This window comes from Pseudoalteromonas rubra, from assembly GCF_005886805.2.
GTDB classification, from domain to species: Bacteria; Pseudomonadota; Gammaproteobacteria; order Enterobacterales; family Alteromonadaceae; genus Pseudoalteromonas; species Pseudoalteromonas rubra_D.
In genome coordinates, this window is the sequence record NZ_CP045429.1 from 1045593 (window position 1) to 1071906 (window position 26314).

The 26314-nt window shown below is 54.7% G+C and carries 3 protein-coding genes; all 3 read left to right on the top strand.

What is annotated here, in order from left to right; genetic code table 11:
- The first annotated feature begins 1 nt into the window (after nt 1).
- The 3 genes from CWC22_RS04695 to CWC22_RS04705 are packed head-to-tail and all read left to right on the top strand — an operon-like array spanning nt 2 to nt 26309.
- Entirely contained in the window at nt 2-6412 is a 6411-nt protein-coding gene (locus CWC22_RS04695) for a non-ribosomal peptide synthetase (RefSeq protein WP_195879851.1), read from the top strand.
- Complete coding sequence (locus tag CWC22_RS04700; RefSeq protein WP_195879852.1) at nt 6409-16347, top strand: non-ribosomal peptide synthetase; 9939 nt, start codon at nt 6409-6411, stop codon at nt 16345-16347. The genes CWC22_RS04695 and CWC22_RS04700 overlap by 4 nt, the downstream gene beginning before the upstream one ends.
- Nucleotides 16347-26309 (top strand): non-ribosomal peptide synthetase, encoded by a 9963-nt coding sequence (locus CWC22_RS04705; protein WP_195879853.1) that lies wholly within the window; start codon nt 16347-16349, stop codon nt 26307-26309. The genes CWC22_RS04700 and CWC22_RS04705 overlap by 1 nt, the downstream gene beginning before the upstream one ends.
- Nucleotides 26310-26314: the final 5 nt, after the last annotated feature.

The following is a 26314-nucleotide window of genomic DNA, read 5'->3' on the forward strand; positions in this document are numbered from 1 at the left end:
GATGACACACTCTCAATGGCAATTAACCGCTTCGCAGCGCGACATACTATTAGATCAGCTCTATTTCCCGGATAGCCCTATTTACAACATTGGTGGCTATATCGTCTGCGACAACATTGACTGCACCCAACTGGCACAGGCACATAAAGCACTGATTCACAGTCATGAAGCATTTCAGATGCGTATTAGTCAGCAAGGCGAAGAATTCACCGCTTATCTGAGCCAGGATCTGGATGACAGCCTGCCAGTGATTGATTTTAGCGCCGAAGCAGAGGCTGAGCGCAGTGCTAAGGCCTGGCTCGAAACGCAGTTCGCTCGCACTCAGGCAGTGTTTGATACGCAACTGGCCAAAGGCTTCCTGCTTAAAATATCTCAGCAACAGCACTGGTATGTTGGCTTAAGTCATCATCTTGCAATGGATGGTTTCGGTTTTGCGATCTGGGTTCAGCAGTTGGCTCATTTGTATAACGGTGAGCAGACACAGGACGATGCCAGATTGTCGCTCGATGGGATAGCACAGTTAGATAATACTTATCGTGAGAGTGCTAAATATCAAAAAGACGCGGCATTTTGGCAGGAGTATCTCGACGATTATTTGGGGGAACGCCTGCCTGAACGCTACTTTAGTGATACGGATCAGCAACACAGCACCCGGGCCATTTATCCGCTTTCCAGAACGGTTTTTGATAGTTTGCATGCGCATGCAGGTCGTCATAAGTTAGGGGCCGCTCAGGTGTTGCTGGCAACACTGGCTTACTACTTTTCTTTGCATACCAATCAGGCAACCCTGTTGTTTGGCAATCCGAGCCACAACCGTAAAACGGCGCTGCAAAAACAAAAGCTGTCAGTCTTTACCAGCATTAGTCCATTGCTGATTTCCACACAGGGGGTGGACGTCATGAGCGAGCTGGTAAAACAGGTTGCGCAGACGCAAAAAGCAACCTACAGGCATCAGAAGTACCCACTGGGCCAGCTCCTCAAAGACCAGCAACACAGTGGTGAGCAGGGTAGCTTCTTTGATTTTAGTTTTAACTATCTGACGCTGAATTTTGCCGATATTCACTTTTCAAATCAGGCTGCACGTTTTCATTACCTCAATGCCAATGCTGAAAAGATCCCCTTCACTCTAACGGTATGGGATAACAATGACACGGACCTGGAACTACAAATTGATTTTAACCATCGTTACTTTGAGCAGGCTGATATTGATGCCATAGAGCAAAGATATCAACGCGCACTGGCCTATCTGGGTGAGCATGGCCTCGATTGTGCACTGACCGACTTGCCATTTTCGAGCCCGGCGGAGCAGCAATGGTTGCTGGGACGTTCGGCCAGCCCACTTAGTTATGACACAGAACTCAGCCTGCACGAACAAATCAGCCGTCAGGCCCAGCTAACACCGGATGCCATCGCCATTGATATGCCTGGCGGTCGCACACTGAGCTATGCCCAGCTGGACGCCGGTGCCAATCGCATTGCCGCGTACTTGCAGCAGCACTATTCACTCAGCGCCGACAGCATGGTGGGCGTCAGTACTGTGCGACATGCCGAGATGGTGATGGCCATACTGGCCATCCTGAAAACCGGTGCCGCCTATTTGCCGCTCGATCCGGGCTATCCCAGTGCCCGACTGGCACAGATCATTGATGACGCTAAACCAGTCGTGACCCTCACCGATAACCCGGCCATCCTGCAAGGCCTGGCCACCGACACGCTGAGTCTGGCGACGCTGAATGATGCCGCTGTCTCCACTCCTTACCAACCGGTGGCACATCAGGGCGGTAATCTGGCCTACGCCATTTATACCTCAGGGTCGACCGGTAAACCTAAGGGCGTGGCGATCAGCCACCGTAACATCAATGCACTGCTGAGCTGGGCTGACACAGTCTACAGCCGCGAGGATTATGCCCGGGTGCTGTGCAGCACCTCCATCAACTTTGACCTGTCGGCGTTTGAATTGTTTTTCACCCTCACTCGCGGCGGCACCTGTGTACTGGTCGACAATGCCCTGAGCCTGCTGACGCAGCCGGTTGAGGTCTCCCTGATCAATACGGTGCCGTCGGCCATTAAAGCCCTGCTGGAGCAGGGGGGGATTCCGGCTGGCGTGCGGGTCGTGAACCTGGCCGGTGAGCCGCTGGGTCGCGACGTGGTCAATCAGTTACTGCGCGACGGACACTGCGAGCGGGTCTATAACCTTTATGGCCCCTCGGAAGACACCACCTATTCAACCAGTGCCTGCTTCACCGAGGAAATCGACCATGCGCCGGGGATCGGCCAGGTGATCAGCAACACCCAGGCGTTTATTCTGAATGACCAGCTGGCGCTGCTGCCGTATGGCGCAACCGGTGAGTTGTACCTGGGCGGTGACGGCCTGGCACGGGGCTACCTGAACCAGTCTGAGCTGAGTGCCGAGCGCTTTATTGATAACCCTTTTTATGACCCTGAGGTGGCAGGCAGTTCAACACGCTTGTACCGCACCGGCGACTTAGTGCGCTATCAGAGCGATGGTACGCTGGCGTTTGTGGGCCGGGCAGACGATCAGGTTAAAATTCGCGGCTTCCGGGTGGAGCTGGGTGAGATAAGCGAGCAGCTGAGCCGTCAGGCGGCCATCGACAGTGCCGTGGTACTGGCGAAAAGCGGTGCCAACGGCACCTACCTGGTGGCCTATATTCAGCCAGCAGAGGCGCTGGATGAGGCGGCGCATTCTGACTTTATCAGTGCGGCACTGAGCGAGCTGGCAGGGTGTTTACCCGATTACATGGTGCCGAAACTGGGCCGGGTGATCCCACACTGGCCACTGACCGCCAACGGTAAAATTAATAAAAAGGCGCTGCCAGAGGTGGACCCGGGGGCGCAGCAGGACCACTACGTTGCCCCGCAAACTGACCTCGAGCAGGCGGTGTGTGAGATCTGGGCTGAATTACTGCACCTTGATGCCACGCAGATCAGCACCACAGCGAGCTTCTTTGCATTGGGCGGACATTCCCTGTTATCGGTTAAGCTGGCCGCCACATTGCGCGCACAGCTGGCAGTGGAGCTGCCACTGAGTACGTTATTCAATGCCACCACCGTGGCTGAGCAGGCCAAAGCCGTTGCCGCAGCACAGGGGCAGGCATTGCGCGAGGACATTAAAGCCCTGCCCAGAGTGATGCAGGATGACCCTCGGCTGGGTCAGCATCGTGTTGCCCCGTTGTCTTATGCTCAGCAGCGGTTATGGTTTATCGACCAGCTGGAGCAGGGTACACCACAATACAATATGCCGGCGGCCTTTGCGGTTGACGGCGAGCTGGACCTGACGGTGGTTGAGGCCGTCCTGCAAACCATCATTGCCCGTCATGAGGTGCTCAGAACCGTATATCGCGATGACGTGCAGGTGATCCGCCAGGACGCCGGCTTCACCCTGAGCTATGAGGATGTGCGGGCTCTGAGCGAGACGGCGCAGCAACAGGCGATTGCCGGGGCGATGGCGCAACAGCTGAGCCAGCCGTTTGACCTGACCCGCGAGGTGATGGTGCGTGCAGGCTATATTCAGACCACTGAGCGCAGCGGCGTGCTGCTGTTCAATATGCACCACATTGCCTCCGACGGCTGGTCGATGCAGGTGCTGATCAACGAATTTACAACACTCTATCAGGCATACAGCCAGGGCGAGGACAACCCGCTGGCCCCGCTGAGCATTCAGTATGCAGACTACGCACAGTGGCAGCACACCCACTTAAATCACGAGGTGCTGGATACGCAGCTGGGTTACTGGCAGCAGCAACTGGCTGACTTGCCTTCTGTGCACAGTCTGCCGTTAGACTACCCGCGTCCGGCACTCAAGCAGCACCAGGGGGGGCAGGTGAAAAGTACCCTCAGTGCACAAGTGGCGCAGGGGCTGAGTAAACTGGCCAGTGCACAGGGGCTGACGCCTTTCATGTTACTGCACGGGGCCTTGTCGCTGTTGCTGTCGAGACACAGTAATGCCCGGGACATCGTCATCGGGACACCGGTGGCCAACCGCATGCAGGCCGAGTTGGCACCGCTGATAGGCTTTTTTGTTAACACCCTGGTGCTGAACGTCAACACCGACCAGCCGAGCCTGGCAGACTACCTGGCCCATGTGAAAGCCGTCCATTTAGGTGCTCAGTCACATCAGGATGTGCCGTTCGAGCAGCTGGTTGAACAGCTGAATGTGCCCCGCAGCAGTGCCTACACGCCACTGTTTCAGGTGATGCTGACAACCCGCACCGACTATGCGGTAACGGAGCAGGCTACCAGTCAGGGCTGGTCTTTAGGCGAGGCGCAGCTGAGCCCGCTGGCAGAGGATGCGGTGATTGCCAAGTTTGACCTGGACATCGACCTGACACTGAGCGACGCCGGGGTAGAGATGTGCTGGACCTACGACAAGGCGTTGTTCAGCGCAGCCCGGATTGAGACGCTGAGCCGTCATCTGGGTACCTTACTGACAACCCTGGCACAGCAGGCACCAGCCACCTTGCTGGCGCACGCTCCGGATACCCTTGCGATGTTGTCGGCAGCCGAGCAACACACGCTGCTGTCAACACTGAACGACAACACACTGAGCTATGACACCACGCAGAGCATTCATGGCTTATTTGAACAACAGGTGCAGCGTACGCCACAGGCAACGGCACTGATTTTTAACGGGCAGCACATCAGCTATGAGGTGCTGAACCAGCGTGCCAATCAGCTGGCGCATTATCTGCTGAGCGAACATCAGGTGACACCGGAAACGCCGCTGGGCGTGTGCAGCAGCCGCTCGGTTGAGATGGTGGTGAGTATCCTGGCGATACTAAAAGCCGGTGGGGCGTATGTGCCGCTGGACCCGAGTTATCCGGCCAGCCGGTTAGGCTATATAGCCAAAGATGCGGGGCTGACACACATTCTGGCGTATGACGCAGGTCTGCCGGTTGCACAGGCGCTGATGGCAGAGCAGGGCGGCAGTGCCGTGGATATTGCGACGCTGACACTGAGCGCTTATGCGCAACACAACCCGGCGTTGACGGCCCTTGGTGGGGATAAGCTGGCCTATGCCATTTACACCTCAGGGTCGACCGGTCAGCCTAAGGGCGTGGCCATCAGCCACCGCAATGTCAACGCACTGCTGAGCTGGGCCGACACCGAATACAACCGTGAAGATTATGCGCGGATGTTATGCAGCACTTCAATCAACTTTGACCTGTCGGCCTTTGAACTGTTTTTACCTCTGACCCGTGGTGGCAGCTGTGTGCTGGTTGACAGTGCCCTGAGTTTGCTGACGACGCCGGTGGAGGTCACGTTAATCAATACGGTGCCCTCGGCGATTAAAGCGCTGCTGGAGCAGGGAGGCATTCCGGCGGGTGTACGGGTGGTGAACCTGGCAGGCGAGCCGCTGGGCCGCGACGTGGTGAATCAGTTACTCGCCGGTGAGCACTGTGAGCGGGTGTATAACCTCTACGGTCCGTCAGAAGACACCACTTATTCAACCTGTGCGCGCTTTACTCAGCCCCTGGACGAGGCGCCGAGTATCGGACGGGTGATTAACAACAGTCAGGCGTTCATCCTCAATGATAAGCTGGCGCTGCTGCCGTATGGCACCACCGGGGAGCTATACCTGGGCGGTGACGGGCTGGCGCGGGGTTATCTGAATCAGCCACAGCTGAGTGCCGAACGCTTCATCGACAATCCATTTTATGATGCCAATGTGGCAGGCAGCTCAAAGCGCCTGTACCGCACCGGCGACTTAGTGCGCTATCAGGCGGATGGCAACTTAGCCTTCGTGGGACGCGCAGACGATCAAGTGAAGATCCGGGGTTTCCGGGTGGAGCTGGGCGAGATAAGCGAACAGCTGAGTCGTCAGGCGGCCATCGACAGCGCGGTGGTGCTGGCGAAAAGCGGAGCCAACGGCCTGTATCTGGTGGCTTATGTTCATCCTGCTCAGACACTGGATGAGGCTGAGCACGCCGACTTCATCACGGCTGCACTGACGAGCCTGGCAGCGTGTTTACCGGAATACATGGTGCCGAGGCTGGGCAAGGTGGTCCCTGAGTGGCCGCTGACAGCCAGTGGCAAGATCAACAAAAAGGCGCTGCCGGAGGTGGATGCCACCGCACTGCAGGGCCGTTACGTAGCGCCGCAAACAGACACAGAGCAGGCGGTATGTGAGATTTGGGCGCAGCTGCTCAATGTAGAGGCCAGCCAGATAAGTACACAGACAGACTTTTTCGAGCTGGGCGGACATTCACTGCTTGTGATGCGCCTGGTAACCCGACTTAACGACACTTTTGCGATCAACCTGGCTATTCAGGATTTATATCAGCAAATGACCGTCGCCAACATCAGTCGCCATATCGACGACATCTTCACTTTGCATGCCAGTGACACGACGCACAGTCCCGCTGCATCCGACTTCGAGGAATTTACCCTATGATGATCCAAGAATTATACCGCGCTTTGCTGGAGCAAGGCGCCAGTGCACAGCACCACCAAGGCGAAGTGAAGCTACACCTTCCAAAAGCCCTGGATGCAGCGCTGAAACAACAGCTAATAGCAAGAAAAGACGAACTAAAACAGTATCTGTTGGGGTTATATGCCAGCGCTTCTCAGGCCCCTGTGATCACGCCAGTTGAGCGGACGCAGGCGCACTTTCCATTGTCATCAGCGCAGCAACGCTTGTGGTTTCTTGATCAGCTTCAGGGCAATACCATTGAATATAATATGTCAGCGGCATTCACTGTATCGGGTGAGTTTGACCTGGCGGTACTAGAGCAAACCATGCAGTCCATAGTGGCGCGTCATGAAGTACTGCGCACCCGGTTTATTGAAGTGGGAGGGGAAGGCAAACAGCAGCTGGTGAGCGCACCGGCACAGCTTGTGTCCTCGCACGACCTGAGTGACCTGACAGCGTCGGCGCAGCAAACACAGCTGGACGCTTTGCTGGCACAAGAGGCCGCTTACGCTTTTGACTTAAGTACAGACAGCTTGATCCGGGTTCATTACGTCACCCTTTCCCCGCAGCAGGGCGTGTTGATGTTCAACCTGCATCATATTGTGTCGGATGGTTATTCTGTGGCACTGCTGGTGAAGGAGTTTTCTCACACCTACAGCGCACTGGTTGCAGGCCAGGAGCCTGAACTGGCGCCACTGCCATTACATTACATTGATTACGCGCACTGGCAACAAAATGAAGCCCGGACACATTATCAAACTCAGCTGGACTATTGGGTGAAGCAGCTTGCTGATGCGCCAGAAGTACACACTTTGCCTGTGACGGGACAGCGAGACACTCATCAACATCCAGCACAAAAACTCACGCAGCAATTACCTGAAAACCAGGCCAAAGCCATTGCTGACAGTGCTGAAGCATTGCAGCTAAGTCCATTTGCATTTTTACATGCTTTATTGTCCTTGGTGGTCGCCAGACACAGTCATAGCCAGGATATCGTCATCGGCACCCCAGTTGAGAACCGGCTGCAAAGCGGACTGCAGTCGTTGCAGGGCTTTTTTGTCAATACCGTGCCACTGCGAGTGTCGACGGAATTTGACACTCTGACGGAGTATTTTGAGCACGTTAAAGGTATCAATCAGCAGGCGCTGGCGAATCAGGAGTTACCACTGGAACAGCTGATTGAAGGGCTTCAGATCTCACGTAGTCAGGTTCATGCACCATTATTTCAGATCCTGCTGACGGTAGAGGGCACGCCTGCTCAGCCAGTGAGTACGCAGTTTAATGTTGCTGATGTGCAGTTAACGCAGCAAGCCTTACCTGTGACCAGTAGCAAATTCGACCTCGACATCAACCTGGTTTTTAACGAGCAGGGACTGGCGCTGAACTGGGTGTATGACAGTCACCTGTTTACTGCCGACTATATTACTAAGCTCAGTACGCATCTGAGTCAGCTTATTGCCGCTTTTGTGCCACAAAACCTGGCTTCGCTCAGTCAACAGTCGCCGCAGCAGATCGATATGTTGAGTGAGCAGGAGCGCCAACACCTGGTGTATGATGTACAAAGCGAGACACTGGCTTACAACGCTGAACTCAGTCTGCACGAACAAATCAGCCGTCAGGCCCAGCTAACACCGGATGCCATCGCCATTGATATGCCAGGTGGTCGCACGCTGAGCTACGCCCAGCTGGACGCCGGTGCCAATCGCATCGCCGCGTACTTGCAGCAGCACTATACACTCAGCGCCGACAGCATGGTGGGCGTGAGCACTGAGCGACATGCCGAGATGGTGATGGCCATACTGGCCATCCTGAAAACCGGTGCCGCCTATTTGCCGCTCGACCCGGGCTATCCCCGTGCCCGACTGGCACAGATCATTGATGACGCTAAACCGGTCGTGACCCTCACCGATAACCCGGCCATCCTGCAAGGCCTGGCCACCGACACGCTGAGTCTGGCGACGCTGAATGATGCCGCTGTCTCCACTCCTTACCAACCGGTGGCACATCAGGGCGGTAATCTGGCCTACGCCATTTATACCTCAGGGTCGACCGGTAAACCTAAGGGCGTGGCGATCAGCCACCGTAACATCAATGCACTGCTGAGCTGGGCTGACACAGTCTACAGCCGCGAGGATTATGCCCGGGTGCTGTGCAGCACCTCCATCAACTTTGACCTGTCGGCGTTTGAATTGTTTTTCACCCTCACTCGCGGCGGCACCTGTGTACTGGTCGACAATGCCCTGAGCCTGCTGACGCAGCCGGTTGAGGTCTCCCTGATCAATACGGTGCCGTCGGCCATTAAAGCCCTGCTGGAGCAGGGGGGGATTCCGGCTGGCGTGCGGGTCGTGAACCTGGCCGGTGAGCCGCTGGGTCGCGACGTGGTCAATCAGTTACTGCGCGACGGACACTGCGAGCGGGTCTATAACCTTTATGGCCCGTCGGAAGACACCACCTATTCAACCTGTGCCTGCTTCACTCAGGAAATCGACCATGCGCCGGGGATCGGCCAGGTGATCAGCAACACCCAGGCGTTTATTCTGAATGACCAGCTGGCGCTGCTGCCGCATGGCGCAACCGGTGAGTTGTACCTGGGCGGTGACGGCCTGGCACGAGGCTACCTGAACCAGCCTGAGCTGAGTGCTGAGCGCTTTATTGATAACCCTTTTTATGACCCTGAGGTGGCAGGCAGTTCAACACGCTTGTACCGCACCGGCGACTTAGTGCGCTATCAGAGCGATGGTACGCTGGCGTTTGTGGGCCGGGCAGACGATCAGGTTAAAATTCGCGGCTTCCGGGTGGAGCTGGGTGAGATAAGCGAGCAGCTGAGCCGTCAGGCGGCCATCGACAGTGCCGTGGTACTGGCGAAAAGCGGTGCCAACGGCACCTACCTGGTGGCCTATATTCAGCCAGCAGAGGCGCTGGATGAGGCGGCGCATTCTGACTTTATCAGTGCGGCACTGAGCGAGCTGGCAGGGTGTTTACCCGATTACATGGTGCCGAAACTGGGCCGGGTGATCCCACACTGGCCACTGACCGCCAACGGTAAAATTAATAAAAAGGCGCTGCCAGAGGTGGACCCGGGGGCGCAGCAGGACCACTACGTTGCCCCGCAAACTGACCTCGAGCAGGCGGTGTGTGAGATCTGGGCTGAATTACTGCACCTTGATGCCGCGCAGATCAGCACCACAGCGAGCTTTTTTGCATTGGGCGGACATTCCCTGTTATCGGTTAAGCTGGCCGCCGCACTGCGCGCACAGCTGGCAGTGGAGCTGCCACTGAGTACGTTATTCAATGCCACCACCGTGGCTGAGCAGGCCAAAGCCGTTGCCGCAGCACAGGGGAAGGCATTGCGCGAGGACATTAAAGCCCTGCCCAGAGTGATGCAGGATGACCCTCAGCTGGGTCAGCATCGTGTTGCCCCGTTGTCTTATGCTCAGCAGCGGTTATGGTTTATCGACCAGCTGGAGCAGGGTACACCACAATACAATATGCCGGCGGCCTTTGCGGTTGACGGCGAGCTGGACCTGACGGTGGTTGAGGCCGTCCTGCAAACCATCATTGCCCGTCATGAGGTGCTCAGAACCGTATATCGCGATGACGTGCAGGTGATCCGCCAGGACGCCGGCTTCACCCTGAGCTATGAGGATGTGCGGGCTCTGAGCGAGACGGCGCAGCAACAGGCGATTGCCGGGGCGATGGCGCAACAGCTGAGCCAGCCGTTTGACCTGACCCGCGAGGTGATGGTGCGTGCAGGCTATATTCAGACCACTGAGCGCAGCGGCGTGCTGCTGTTCAATATGCACCACATTGCCTCCGACGGCTGGTCGATGCAGGTGCTGATCAACGAATTTACAACACTCTATCAGGCATACAGCCAGGGCGAGGACAACCCGCTGGCCCCGCTGAGCATTCAGTATGCAGACTACGCACAGTGGCAGCACACCCACTTAAATCACGAGGTGCTGGATACGCAGCTGGGTTACTGGCAGCAGCAACTGGCTGACTTGCCTTCTGTGCACAGTCTGCCGTTAGACTACCCGCGTCCGGCACTCAAGCAGCACCAGGGGGGGCAGGTGAAAAGTACCCTCAGTGCACAAGTGGCGCAGGGGCTGAGTAAACTGGCCAGTGCACAGGGGCTGACGCCTTTCATGTTACTGCACGGGGCCTTGTCGCTGTTGCTGTCGAGACACAGTAATGCCCGGGACATCGTCATCGGGACACCGGTGGCCAACCGCATGCAGGCCGAGCTGGCACCGCTGATTGGTTTTTTTGTTAACACCCTGGTGCTGAACGTCAACACCGACCAGCCGAGCCTGGCAGACTACCTGGCTCATGTAAAAGCCGTCCATTTAGGTGCTCAGTCACATCAGGATGTGCCGTTCGAGCAGCTGGTTGAACAGCTGAATGTGCCCCGCAGCAGTGCCTATACGCCACTGTTTCAGGTGATGCTGACAACCCGTACCGACTATGCGGTAACGGAACAGGCTACCAGTCAGGGCTGGTCTTTAGGCGAGGCGCAGCTGAGCCCGCTGGCAGAGGATGCGGTGATTGCCAAGTTTGACCTGGACATCGACCTGACACTGAGCGACGCCGGGGTAGAGATGTGCTGGACCTACGACAAGGCGTTGTTCAGCGCAGCCCGGATTGAGACGCTGAGCCGTCATCTGGGTACCTTACTGACAACCCTGGCACAGCAGGCACCAGCCACCTTGCTGGCGCACGCTCCGGATACCCTTGCGATGTTGTCGGCAGCCGAGCAACACACGCTGCTGTCAACACTGAACGACAACACACTGAGCTATGACACCACGCAGAGCATTCATGGCTTATTTGAACAACAGGTGCAGCGTACGCCACAGGCAACGGCACTGATTTTTAACGGGCAGCACATCAGCTATGAGGTGCTGAACCAGCGTGCCAATCAGCTGGCGCATTATCTGCTGAGCGAACATCAGGTGACACCGGAAACGCCGCTGGGCGTGTGCAGCAGCCGCTCGGTTGAGATGGTGGTGAGTATCCTGGCGATACTAAAAGCCGGTGGGGCGTATGTGCCGCTGGACCCGAGTTATCCGGCCAGCCGGTTAGGCTATATAGCCAAAGATGCGGGGCTGACACACATTCTGGCGTATGACGCAGGTCTGCCGGTTGCACAGGCGCTGATGGCAGAGCAGGGCGGCAGTGCCGTGGATATTGCGACGCTGACACTGAGCGCTTATGCGCAACACAACCCGGCGTTGACGGCCCTTGGTGGGGATAAGCTGGCCTATGCCATTTACACCTCAGGGTCGACCGGTCAGCCTAAGGGCGTGGCCATCAGCCACCGCAATGTCAACGCACTGCTGAGCTGGGCCGACACCGAATACAACCGTGAAGATTATGCGCGGATGTTATGCAGCACTTCAATCAACTTTGACCTGTCGGCCTTTGAACTGTTTTTACCTCTGACCCGTGGTGGCAGCTGTGTGCTGGTTGACAGTGCCCTGAGTTTGCTGACGACGCCGGTGGAGGTCACGTTAATCAATACGGTGCCCTCGGCGATTAAAGCGCTGCTGGAGCAGGGAGGCATTCCGGCGGGTGTACGGGTGGTGAACCTGGCAGGCGAGCCGCTGGGCCGCGACGTGGTGAATCAGTTACTCGCCGGTGAGCACTGTGAGCGGGTGTATAACCTCTACGGTCCGTCAGAAGACACCACTTATTCAACCTGTGCGCGCTTTACTCAGCCCCTGGACGAGGCGCCGAGTATCGGACGGGTGATTAACAACAGTCAGGCGTTCATCCTCAATGATAAGCTGGCGCTGCTGCCGTATGGCACCACCGGGGAGCTATACCTGGGCGGTGACGGGCTGGCGCGGGGTTATCTGAATCAGCCACAGCTGAGTGCCGAACGCTTCATCGACAATCCATTTTATGATGCCAATGTGGCAGGCAGCTCAAAGCGCCTGTACCGCACCGGCGACTTAGTGCGCTATCAGGCGGATGGCAACTTAGCCTTCGTGGGACGCGCAGACGATCAAGTGAAGATCCGGGGTTTCCGGGTGGAGCTGGGCGAGATAAGCGAACAGCTGAGTCGTCAGGCGGCCATCGACAGCGCGGTGGTGCTGGCGAAAAGCGGAGCCAACGGCCTGTATCTGGTGGCTTATGTTCATCCTGCTCAGACACTGGATGAGGCTGAGCACGCCGACTTCATCACGGCTGCACTGACGAGCCTGGCAGCGTGTTTACCGGAATACATGGTGCCGAGGCTGGGCAAGGTGGTCCCTGAGTGGCCGCTGACAGCCAGTGGCAAGATCAACAAAAAGGCGCTGCCGGAGGTGGATGCCACCGCACTGCAGGGCCGTTACGTAGCGCCGCAAACAGACACAGAGCAGGCGGTATGTGAGATTTGGGCGCAGCTACTCAATGTAGAGGCCAGCCAGATAAGCACACAGGCAGACTTTTTCGAGCTGGGCGGACATTCACTGCTGGTCGTTAAGCTGGCCGCTGCACTGCGCGCCGAGCTGGCGGTTGAGCTGCCAGTGAAAACGCTGTTTAACGTAACCACGCTTGCTGAGCAGGCCAAAGCCGTTGAAGCCCACCAGGGACAGGCGATACGTGCAGAGATCACTGCCCAGCCAAGAGTTATGCTGACAGACCCGCAATTGGGTCAGCACAGTCTCCAGCCACTGTCTTTTGCTCAGCAGCGCTTATGGTTTATCGATCAGCTCAACCAAGGCTCGGCGCAATACAATATGCCGGCGGCCTTTCATGTTCAGGGCGAACTGAATCTGGCTGTGGTTGAGGCTGTGTTGCAGACCATCGTTGACCGTCATGAAGTACTCAGAACCGTGTATCGCGATGATGCTCAGGTGATCCGCCAGCAGGCATCTTTTGAGCTCAGTTATGAGGATGTCCGCATGCTGAGTGAGACGGCGCAGCAACAGGCGATTGCCGGGGCGATGACGCAACAGCTGAGTCAGCCGTTTGACCTCAGCTGTGAGGTGATGATGCGTGCAGGCTATATTCAGACCTCACAAAGCAGCGGAGTGCTGTTGTTCAACATGCATCATATTGCCTCCGATGGCTGGTCAATGCAGGTACTGATCAAAGAATTTGTTGCACTCTACCTTGCCTACAGTCAGGGACAGGAGAATCCGCTGGCACCTCTGACTATTCAGTACGCAGATTACGCGCAGTGGCAACGAACCTATTTAGAAGATGGCGTGCTAGACGAGCAGCTGGGTTACTGGCAACAGCAACTGGCACAATTGCCGGCAGTACACAGTCTGCCTCTGGACTTCCCTCGTCCGGACGTCAAGCAGCATCAGGGTGGCCAGGTTAAAAGTACACTCAATACTGAGGTCGCTCAGGGGCTGGCGGCGCTGGCAAAAGCGCAGGGGCTGACACCATTTATGTTACTCCATAGTGCGCTATCACTGCTGCTATCCAGACACAGTAATGCCCAAGACATTGTGATTGGCACGCCGGTAGCAAACCGTATGCAAGCAGAGCTTGCTCCTCTGATTGGCTTTTTTGTCAACACGCTGGTGCTGAATGTAAACACTGCACAGGCCACTTTGGCTGATTATCTGGCGCACGTTAAAGCAGTTCATTTGGATGCCCAGTCAAATCAGGATGTGCCATTTGAGCAGCTGGTAGAGCAGCTCAATGTGCCACGTAGCAGTGCTTATACCCCACTGTTTCAGGTGATGCTGACAACCACCACGGATTATGGGGTCACCGATCAGTCGATAGACAACAACTGGTCGTTAGGCGACGCACAGTTGAGTCCCCTGGCTGATGACGCCGTGATTGCCAAGTTTGATCTCGATATAGATATGGCGCTGAGTGATACCGGAGTGGATATCTGCTGGACCTATGACAAGGCGCTGTTCAGCCAAGAGCGGATTGAAACCCTGAGTCGTCATCTTTGCACATTGCTGACAACGCTTGCCCAACAGACAACTGAGACATTACTCGCACAGGCACCAGGCGCACTCACCATGCTGTCAGGGGCAGAACAACACGAGTTGCTGGTGACCTTTAATCAGCAGGTAGAAAGTTTTGATGCGACACAGTGCATACATACATTATTTGAACAGCAAGCCCAGGCCACGCCAGACGCCACTGCATTGGTCTTTAACGAGCAACACATTAGCTATGGTGCGCTGAACCAGCGCGCGAATCAACTGGCGCACTATCTGCTGAACGAGCATCAGCTGACACCAGAAACTTTAGTGGGTGTGTGTAGTAGCCGCTCTGTTGAGATGGTGGTGAGCATTCTGGCGATACTGAAAGCCGGGGGTGCCTACGTACCGCTCGACCCAAGCTATCCGAACAGTCGTCTGAGTCATATGGCATCAGATGCGAAGTTGCAACACATTCTTAGCTACGACACTGGCCTGAGCGTGGCTGCTGGACTGATGACTGAGCTTGGCGGCACAGCCATAGATATTGCGTCGCTTGGCCTCAATGGATATCCGCAGGACAACCCTGCTCAGGTAGAAGTGTCCGGTAACAACCTGGCCTATGTCATATATACCTCAGGTTCTACCGGAAAACCCAAAGGGGTTGCAGTAGAGCATAGCTCGCTGGTCAATTATCAATGCCACTGTCGCACGCAATATGAGCTGACCGCTGAAGATGTGATGTTGCAGTTCTCAACCATGAGCTTCGATATTTTTGTTGAAGAGTTGTTTGGGGCCTTGTGCCAGGGGGCTTCTCTGGTACTGCGTAATGAAGAGTGCCTTGGCAGCGCAGCGGCGTTCAACGCATTTTGTAGCACGCTTCAAGTTACAGTAATGAGCCTGCCAACCGCGTTCTGGAAGCAAATGACCGATATGGAGGGGGCATTTGCCATTGCAACACTGCGTGCGGTGATCATCGGTGGTGAAGCCATGGGGCAAACCCACATGGAGCGCTTCTTTAGCGCAGCACCTACAGTGACTTTGTTCAACAGTTATGGACCGACAGAAGCAACGATAACGGCGACCACATCACGTTTGCATGCGGCGTCGGGCGCTGAGCTTGTCACCATAGGCAAGGCTAATGTCAATAACACTTTGCTAGTACTCAATGACGACGGCGGATTAGTGCCTAAGGGCTGTGAAGGCGAGTTGTACATTGGTGGACCAGGTGTGGCGCGAGGTTATCTGAACCAACCTCAGCTCAGTGCCGAGCGGTTTATCAGCAACCCTTATGCTGATCAGTGTTTGGCGATAGAGGCACCACGCTTGTATCGCACCGGCGACCTGGTGCGTTACACCGACCAGGGGGAGCTGATCTTCATTGGTCGTAACGACGACCAAGTCAAGCTACGAGGATTTCGTGTGGAACTGGGTGAGCTGAGCGGGATTTTAGCCCAGCAGCCTCAGGTTCAGGATGCCGCTGTAACTGTCTTTAAGGTTGATACAGAGCAGCACCTGGCCGCTTACCTTAAGTTGCATGCGAGCGATTCAGAAGCCGAACCACAAGACACCTTGCAGGCGATACGCAATCAGCTGGCAGAGCAACTGCCACAGTATATGCAGCCAGGCAGCCTGAACATTGTCGATGAACTGCCGCTGACAGTGAACGGCAAGCTAGATGTGGCTGCTTTGCCTGAGCCCAAACTCAATATGCAACAAAGCGAATACTGTGCGCCAACGACTGAGCTGGAGCATCAACTGGTTGCAATCTGGGCGCAGTTACTGTCCCGCGAAACGCAGGACATCGGGGTCACAACCAGCTTCTTTAATCTCGGCGGCCATTCGCTGCTGATCTTAAAAGCCGTCTCTCAGATCCAGACACAATTTGAAGTATCTCTGACGGTACAAACCATTTTTGAAAACGACACGGTAGCCACACTGGCTGCCCAAATCGAGCGCCAACGCAATCAACAAGCATTAAAACAACAAATTAACGATGCCAGCGCAGACCAAATTGAAAGGGTAGAATTCTAATGAACACACAAGCAATTATCGATCAATTAACTCACAACCAAATCCTACTTTCTGTTAATGGTGACCGTCTTGCGGTGGAGGCCAAAAAGGGCGCATTGACCGCTGAGCTGGCTAGCTTGATCCGTGACAATAAGCCGGCATTGATGGAGTATTTGTCACAGCAGCAAGCGCCCCTAGCGGTTGCGAACCCGATTCAGCCTGTGGTGCGTGAAGCCGGGAAAAGCTACCCTTTGTCTTCTGCACAAAAACGTTTCTGGTTTATTGACCAGCTGCGCGGTGGTTCCAGTGATTACCATATGCCGCTGGCATTCACCCTGACCGATGCTGTGTCTATGGCACATCTTGAGAGCGCGCTTAATCATGTGTTGAAAAAGCATGAAATCTTGCGCAGTCGTTATGTGTTGGCCGCCGATGGTGCCACTGAGCAGCAACTGAGCGACGAGTCGATCAGCATTCGCTATCACGACAGTGCCAGCTGCGATGAACAGACGTTTAAAGCTGACATCCAGGCCTGCATTGCGGCCCCCTTTGCACTGGACAGCGACCTGATGATCCGTGTTGATCATTTCCGCACCCCTGACGCACTGCACGCAGATGCCTTGCTCATTATCAATATTCACCATATTGCTTGTGACGCCTGGTCTTTAGATATTCTGAAACAAGATTTGATGACCGCATATATGCAGTTGCAAGGGGGTATGCAGCCTCAGGCTGAGTTGCCTCTGCAGTACCTGGATTACGCCAGCTGGCAACAGGACTGGCTGAACGGTGAGCAATGTGTACAACAAACCGATTACTGGCGCAATAAACTGGCGGGTATGGCGCAATTACACAGTCTGCCGCTGGATCATGCGCGTCAGGCAGATAAAGCCAACTTTGGTAAGTTATACAGTGAAGCGCTGCCTGCTGAGCAGGTACCCGTGTTGCACTGCATTGCCAGGGAATACAAGTTAACGCCCTTTATGCTGCTACACAGTGCGCTGGCACTGGCGCTCTCTCAGTATGGCCAGTATCAGGATGTGGTAATGGGCACCACGATCTCCAACCGTGACAGCGAACAATTACATCCTATGATTGGGTGCTTCCTGAATCGACTGGTACTGCGTTTGGATACCGACAGAGCACAGTCGCTGTCTGATTATCTGAAGCAGGTTGCGCGCACGCATATAGAGGCGCAGAACAATCAGTTACTGCCGTTTGATAATCTGGTTGAAGCGCTGGATATCAACCGAGCTGCTAATTACAGCCCGTTGTTCCAGATCCAGTTTACACTGGGCTCTGAGCTGGGCGAACTCTCAAGCCAGGATGCCGCTTTGCTGAGCAATGCCGGATTTGCAGGCTTTGAGCTGAGTAAAGAGACAGTCGTGGTGCGTGGCGACCTGGATATTCATGCCCGTATATCTGAGCAGAACATGGTCATTGACTGGTCCTATGACAACGAATTATTCGATACCCAAACCATTGCCACGCTGAGCAGTTTGTTTCAGCAGATCTGCCGTAATCTGACCCAGGCATATCAGCAACAAACCATCACGACAGCCTGTGTTGCCGATGTGATGTTTAATCAGCCTCAGACTTTATATACCCAGGCGGGTGAGTGTCGTCTGGATGATGCCACAGGCCTGATTGAGCGATTTGAGCAGCAGGCTGCACTGACACCGGATGCGATTGCCGTACACAGTGACACCGAACAGCTTAGCTATGCGCAGCTTAATGCGCAGGCGGCTAAACTGGCTGACTGTTTGCAGGAGCAGGGCGTTGAGCCCGGCGATCTGGTGGGCGTGTGCATGCCACGCAGTGCCTGCCTGATGGTGAGCTTACTGGGCGTACTCAAAGCCGGGGCAGCTTATATTCCGTTTGAACCCAGCAACACCAAAGCCCGCAACCAGCAGATTATCGCTGATGCCGCTCTGGAGTGGGTGATTGTCAGTGACGCACTGGCCGCCCGCGTTCCGGATGCCGGGGTTGACCTGTTGTTACTGGAGCAGGATGTCACTGATGCGAACTGGCTCAGTGGCTATGACAGCGATTTTGGCACGGAAACGGTTGCCCATGACAGTCCCGCTTATGTGATTTACACCTCAGGCTCTACGGGTACTCCCAAAGGCGTGGAGATAAGCCACCGGGCCCTGATGGATTATTTGAACTTTGCCCTCAAAGGCTACTATGCCGACCACCTTAACGGTTCACTGCTGGTGACATCACATGGTTTTGATATTGGTGTTCCGAGTTTGTACTTACCGCTATTGAGTGGTGGCAGTGTGCAACTGCTGGATAATCAGGAGTTGTTACCGGCCCTGAGTAAAGCCCTGAATAAAGCGGATGAGCCACGACTGGTGCGGATGACGCCGCATCATGTGGAAGGGATACTGGCCTTGCAGGAGGCGCCGCTTGCAGGTGTGCAGCACGTGTTTGTGATTGGCGGTGAGCGCTTTGAGCGCGATGTGGCACTGGCCTTACAAACCCAGTTCCCGGACAGTCAGGTATTTAACCACTATGGTCCGTCTGAGGCCACGGTGGGCTGTGTGATGTATGACATCAGTGCCAATCAGGCTGACTTACCGGCGGAGCTGCCCATTGGTCGGGCCATGGACAACACCTATGCCTATGTACTGGATGCGCAGCTTAATGCCCTGCCACAGGGCGCCCGGGGGGAGCTGTTTGTCGGCGGGCCGTGTCTGGCCACAGGTTATGTGAATAACCCGACGCTGAGCGCTGAGCGCTTTATTGAAAACCCATTTTATGACCCCAGTGATGCGACCAGCCCGGCGCGTTTGTATCGCACCGGCGATCAGGTGCGCTATCAAAACAGTGGCGAGCTGATGTTTTTAGGGCGCATAGACGAGCAGGTTAAGATCCGGGGTTTCCGGGTGGAGCTGGGTGATATCAGCAGCCAGCTGCAGCAAATTACGGGCGTTGAATCTGCAGAGGTGTTGTGTAAAGCCCTGGCTACCGGCCCGGAGCTGGTCGCCTATATCAAGGCACAAGACTCGGCGCAGCTGGGTGCTCTGCTGAGTGACTGCGAGCGTCTGCTGGGTGAGCAGTTACCTGCTTATATGGTACCGGCCCACTTTGTCGGGCTGCAAAACTGGCCGCTGACGGCGAACGGTAAACTGGACAAAAAAGCACTGCCAGACCCGCAGGAAAAAGCCGCGGCCCAACACGTTGCGCCACGCACAGCAACAGAGCAGCAGCTGGTTGAGCTGTGGTCTTCATTATTAAAGTTAACGCCGGAGCAGATAAGCGTAGACAGCAGCTTCTTTAAGCTGGGCGGACATTCTTTGTTGTCGGTGCGTTTAGTGGCGGCAATCAAACAGGCCTTCGGGGTTGAATTCAGTATCAGCGAGTTGTTCGAACATGCGAGCATCGCCAGCCAGGCACAACAGGTCGAGCATAAACAGGCACAGGGAGGCAGCACAGCACAGCGCATAGAAGTGCAGGCCCGTCCGCAAGATGGTCGCATGGCCGCATCCTTTGCGCAGCAACGACTGTGGTTCATCGACCGCTTACAGGGTGGCTCGGCGCAATACAATATGCCAGCCGCATTTGAAGTGAGTGGTGAACTGGACCTGGACGCTGTTGAAGCAGCACTGAACACCATAGTTGCACGCCACGAAGTACTGCGCAGTTCATATTCAGAGGTGCAGGGAGAGATCTATCAACAGGCACAGGCTCCTTACGATTGTCAGGTTGAGCGTTTCGATCTCAGTACCCTGGAGGCGTCGGCGCAGGCTGAAGCTTTAGAGCAAAACCTCATTACCTTTAGTCAACACGCTTTTGTGCTGCAAGAGGCACAAATGTTATCGGCGCGCTATCTGATCTTGTCGGATCAAAGCGGTGTGCTGGCGTTGAATATGCCGCATATCGTATCAGACGGCTGGTCAATGCAATTACTGGTCAAAGAGTTTACGGCCCTGTATACCGCGCATCTGTCTGGTCAGCATGCCCAACTGGCACCCCTGCCCATTCAGTATGCTGATTATGCCCACTGGCAGCGCAACTGGTTGGCAGGAGATGCAGGGGTAAGTCAGCTGGACTACTGGAAAAAGCAATTAGATGGTGTGCCAACTGTACATGGTTTACCGATACAGGGACGCCGTGGGGAGATGAAAAACCACACTGGAGAGTCACTGGAGATGACCTTGTCTCAGTCAGTCAGTCGCCGTCTGACCGAGCTGGCCAGCACCCTTGAGATCACTCCGTTTATGTTGTTACATGGCGCGCTGGCGATTGTGCTTTCACGTCACAGCAACAGCCATGATATTGTGATTGGTACCCCGGTGGCCAACCGTCAGCATGCTGATTTGACGTCGCTGATAGGGTTTTTTGTTAACTCACTGGTATTGAGACTGAACACCAGTGACAAAACCCTCGCGGCTTTCTTTGAACACGTTAAACAGACCCATATTGCTGCGCAGGAAAATCAGGATATTCCATTTGAGCAGCTGGTTGAGCACCTGGACATAGAAACCAACACCAGCCAAAGCCCGCTGTTTCAGATTATGCTGCTGACGGACAACGATTATGGTCTGGATGCACCCAAAGCTCAGTCTACGCGACTGGGCGATGCGCAACTTAAGCCGATAGAAGATCCACAGGTCACAGTGAAGTTTGATCTGGACATTTTTATGTCAGTCAACGAGCACGGCGGCAAACTGAAAATCAACTTCGATAACCACTTATTCAGTGCGCAATACATTGACAGCTTAATGAGTCACTTGGCGAATACACTGACTAATCTGGCACAGGCTGATATCACTCAGCAATCGGTGGCACGTCTGCCGATGCTGAGTGAGCAACAGAGCCAGGAGCTGATCTTTGGCCGTAACCAGACACAGCGTAGTTATGATGATGAGGCCTGCATTAACAGCATTTTTGAGCGTCATGTTGCGGCACAGCCTGACGCGCCGGCGCTGCAATTTGGTGAGTCGGTGCTGAGCTATCAGGCACTGAACGAGCGTGCAGAGCAGCTTGCCAGCTATCTGGTTGCGCAGCACCAAATCGTGCCAGATACGATAGTCGGCCTGTGTATGGAGCGCTCGGCAGACATGATCATTGCAATGCTGGCTATCCTTAAAGCGGGCGGGGCTTACTTACCGCTAGATCCGGATTATCCGATAGAGCGCCTGGAGTACATGGTCGATGATGCCAAAGTCGCTCAGATCTTAAGTTATGGTCGGGGTGTTGAAGTGACTGACGCACTGTGTCAGGACAGAGACATCGCTAACCTCAATGTCAGCAATCTGTCAGAGGCTGCAGCGTCAGACGAACAGCCGCTGGGAATACTTAAATCGAATCATTCACTGGCGTATGTGATTTATACCTCAGGCTCAACAGGGCGTCCAAAAGGCGTGGGGCTGAGCCACAAAGGTGCGGTGAACCTCGCTGCCAACCAGCAGGTGCTGTTTGATATCACGCCTGCCAGTCGGGTATTGCAATTTGCATCAATCAGCTTTGATGCCGCGACCTGGGATTGGGTCATGGCTCTACTCAACGGCGCTACCCTAGTGATCTGTGATGAGCAGGCTCGTACCGAAGGGGGTAAGTTAGGTGAGGTGCTGAAACAACAAGCTATTACGCACGCAACCTTGCCACCGGCCTTGTTGAGCACCATGGCGTTACAAACAGACTTAGCCTTGCAGTGCCTGATTGTGGCGGGTGAAGCTTGTGAAGAGCAGGTTGTAGAGCGCTGGAGACGCCATTATCGCTTCTTTAATGCCTATGGTCCGTCGGAGACCTCTGTGTGCGCTACGGTGGGTGAAATTACGGATAACAGCATTCATATCGGGCGTCCTTTGTATAATGTGCAAACCCTGATTTTGGATGAGCATCAAAGCCTGGTGCCATTTGGCTGTGCCGGTGAACTGTATGTCGGTGGTGACGGCCTGGCACGTGGTTATCTGAATCAGCCACAGCTGACGGCTGAGCGTTTCATTGACAATCCTTTTTATGATGCCAGTGTGCCCGGCAGCTCTGAGCGTTTATACCGAACCGGTGACCTGGTGCGTTATCAGGCTGATGGTAACCTGGCCTTTATTGGCCGTACTGATGATCAGATCAAGATCCGCGGCTTCCGTGTTGAGCTGGGTGAAGTTGCCCAGCAGCTGAGTCAGCAAACGGGTGTTGAATCTGCCCTAGTGGTTGCTAAAACAGGCGCCATCGGCACCTATCTGGTTGCTTATTTGCAGCCAGCTCAGGCCGTTAGCGAGCTATCTGACAATGAATTTACTCAAGGTGCATTGGCCGAATTGGCCAGTCAGGTGCCCGACTATATGGTGCCCAAGTTGGGTGTGGTGGTCGCTGAGTGGCCTTTGACAGCCAACGGCAAAATTAATAAAAAGGCCCTGCCTGAGGCAGATACAATGGCATTGCAGGGTGAATATGTGGCACCTGCCTGTGAGACTGAACGCGCCATTTGTCAGATCTGGGCTGAGTTGCTCGACATGGCACCGGAAACCATCAGTACCACGGCGAACTTCTTCCACTTAGGAGGCCACTCGCTGTTATCTGTCAGACTGGCTGCGGGACTGCGTGAGCAGCTGGGTGTTGAGCTGCCAGTGAAAACCCTGTTCAATGCCGCTACCGTTGCGGAGCAGGCTGAAGAAATTATGGCTCGTCGCGGGCAAGCGGTGCGCGAAGGCGTTAAAGCCCTGCCCAGAATCACCATACAGGATGAGCAACTGGGCCAGTATAGTGCATTGCCACAGTCGTTTGCGCAGCAACGTCTATGGTTTATCGATCAGTTACACAGTGACTCGGTACAATATAATATGCCAGCAGCTTTTGAAGTTGAAGGGGAGCTGGAGTTGGCCGTGGTTGAAGCGGCGCTGCAAACCATCATTGCCCGACATGAAGTGCTCAGAACGGTGTATCGTGATGGTGAGCACGGTGCTGAGCAGCTGATCCTGGATGAGGCACAATTTAGTCTCAGTTATGAAGATATCCGTATGTACAACCCGGCACAGCAACAACAGGCGATTGCCGGGGCGATGGCACAGCTACTAAGTCAACCATTTGATTTGACCAAAGATGTGATGGTGCGTGCAGGGTATCTGCATACTTCACAGAGCAGTGGGGTGCTGCTGTTTAACATGCACCATATTGCCTCGGATGGCTGGTCAATGCAGGTGCTGGTGAAAGAGTTTGTGGCCTTGTATCAGGCCTACAGTCAGGGTCATGGTAATCCGCTGGCACCGCTGACCATTCAGTACGCCGATTATGCACAATGGCAGCGGGCATACTTAAGTGAGGCAGTGCTGGAGCAGCAACTGGGATATTGGCAGCAACAGCTGGCTGATGTACCACCGGTGCACAGTCTGCCTCTGGATCACCCACGTCCGGAAGTGAAGCAACATCAGGGGGCGCAGGTAACAGGCTCGCTTAGTAAAGAGATTGCACAAGGGCTCGCTGCACTGGCTAAGGCTGAAGGGTTGACGCCGTTTATGCTGCTGCATGGGGCACTGTCATTGTTATTATCCAGACACAGTAATGCACAGAATATTGTGATAGGTACCCCGGTTGCCAACCGTACTCAGGCCGAGCTGGAGCCTCTAATTGGTTTCTTTGTTAATACCTTAGTGCTAAATGTCAATACTGATCAGGCGACACTGGCTGAGTATCTGGCACATGTTAAGAGCGTGCACCTCGATGCCCAGTCAAATCAGGATGTGCCGTTTGAGCAATTGGTTGAGCAACTCAATGTACCACGCAGCACGGCACATACGCCGCTGTTCCAGGTCATGTTGCGCACCCAGACCGATTATGGTCTGAATACGGGGATGGATGAGTCGGTGTTGTCTCTGGGAGACGCGCAGTTGAGCCCACTGGCAGAGGACTCTGTGGTGGCCAAGTTTGATCTCGATGTGCATATGGCGTTGAGCGAGTCGGGTGTCGATATCTGCTGGACTTATGACACAGCCCTGTTCAGTGCGGCGCGTATCGAGACCCTTAACCGTCACTTGGGTGAGCTGTTGAGTGTACTGACGGCGTCTGAGCCGCAAGAGGTTCTGACCAGGGGGCCGGGCACCCTCAATATGCTGTCACAGGCAGAGCGCCAAGAGTTGCTGGTATCACTGAATCAAACAGAGCAAGACTATGATACACAGCTGTGCATCCATACTTTGTTTGAGCAACAGGCACAGCAGCAGCCGCAGGCGATGGCCCTGACAGGACCGCAGCGCACCTTGAGTTATGAGGCACTGAATACGCTGAGTAACCAATTCGCACATCATCTGATTGACGAGTACGGGATTGCACCGGGACAGCGTGTCGGTATTTGTGTAGAGCGCTCGGAGTATATTTTGGTCACTATGCTGGCAGTACTTAAAGCCGGAGCTGCCTATGTGCCCTTCGATCATCACAACACGCTGCATCGTAATCAACAGATCATAGACGATGCGCAGTTAGACGTGGTGTTTACCGACCCTGAGCGTATCGCAACCTTGCCGCAAAGCTGTGCACGCCTTGAGGTCGCGGCACTTGAAGCTTTGCTGAGCGGCCAGGGTAAGCGGGATAACCCACAACAGACTGTCAGTGCCGGTGATCTGGCCTATGTTATCTACACGTCGGGCACCACGGGCAAACCAAAAGGCGTTCAGCTGCGTCACTCTAATGTGTGTGACTATTTACAGTCGGTACAGCACAGATACTATACGCAGCCGCAGTCGTCATTACTGGTTACGTCTTATGCCTTCGATATCAGTGTACCTAGCTTATTCCTGCCGTTGATCAGCGGTACATCGGTCAATATCCTGGCCGGCGAAGCGCGCTTTGAAAGCATGAAACACGAATTACAGGAACAGTCCTATCTGCTGCGCATGACACCGCATCATGGTAAAGCCCTGGTGGCCTTTATGGGCGAAGAGGTGTGTCAGCTGACTCACACTTTCGTGATTGGTGGTGAAGCCTTCCCGCTGGAACTTTATGATCAACTGCAGGCGAAATTTCCAAACAGTGTTATCTACAACCATTATGGTCCGACAGAAGCAACCGTCGGGGCAATTGCATTGAATGTCACGGCTCAGCGTGACCAAATCGGTGCCACTATGCCCATAGGTAGACCGCTTCCAAATACCAAAGTGTATATACTAAACAAAGAGTTAGGGCTTGTTCCTAAAGGTGCGATGGGCGAGCTGTATATTGCCGGACCAAGTGTTTCTAAAGGATACCTAAATCGAGATGAACTAACTCAAAAGAGCTTTGTTGTCAATCCATTTGAAGACGAAAATTCGCAATATAACCTGATGTATAAGACAGGTGACTTGGCTCGGTATATCGGCGAAGATTATCTCGAATATTGCGGACGCGTTGACGAGCAAATCAAGATCCGAGGCTTCAGAATTGAAGTGGGTGATATTGAGAGTCAGTTGTTGCAATTGCCTGAAGTCGATTCTGCTGTAGTGCAGGCGAAAGAGTTGGCCGGGCAGCTGCAGTTGGTGGCTTATGTCAAATTTGATCTCATGCATGAGATCAAATTTGCCTCGAGTGAGTCGCAGCTTCAGGATAATGAACGCAAGCTGGCAGCAATCAAGCGCAGCCTGGCGGGTCAATTGCCTGAGTATATGCTGCCCAGTCAGTATCTGGTGATGACTGACTGGCCATTGTCGGCAAACGGTAAGCTGGATAAGAAAGCGCTGCCGGAGCCATCGCTAACTGAACTCTCCTCAGTGGCGGTGCAGCCGGTCAGTGAGACAGAAGTGCGTTTAGTGCAGATTTGGTCTGAGGTTTTGCAAACCTCGGAGGAGCACATCAGCGTGGTTGAGAGCTTCTTCTCACTGGGAGGCAACTCCTTGTCCCTGATGTTGTTGCTGAATAAATTGCGCAGCGAATTTGGTGCAGCATTGCAACTGCGTGAGTTGTACCAAAGTTCAGACATTCAGAGCATGGCCAAGCGCATTGAGCACCTGCTGTGGATGGAACAAGACGATGATGATGAGTATGAGGGGGAGCTACTCGTACTTTAAATTGA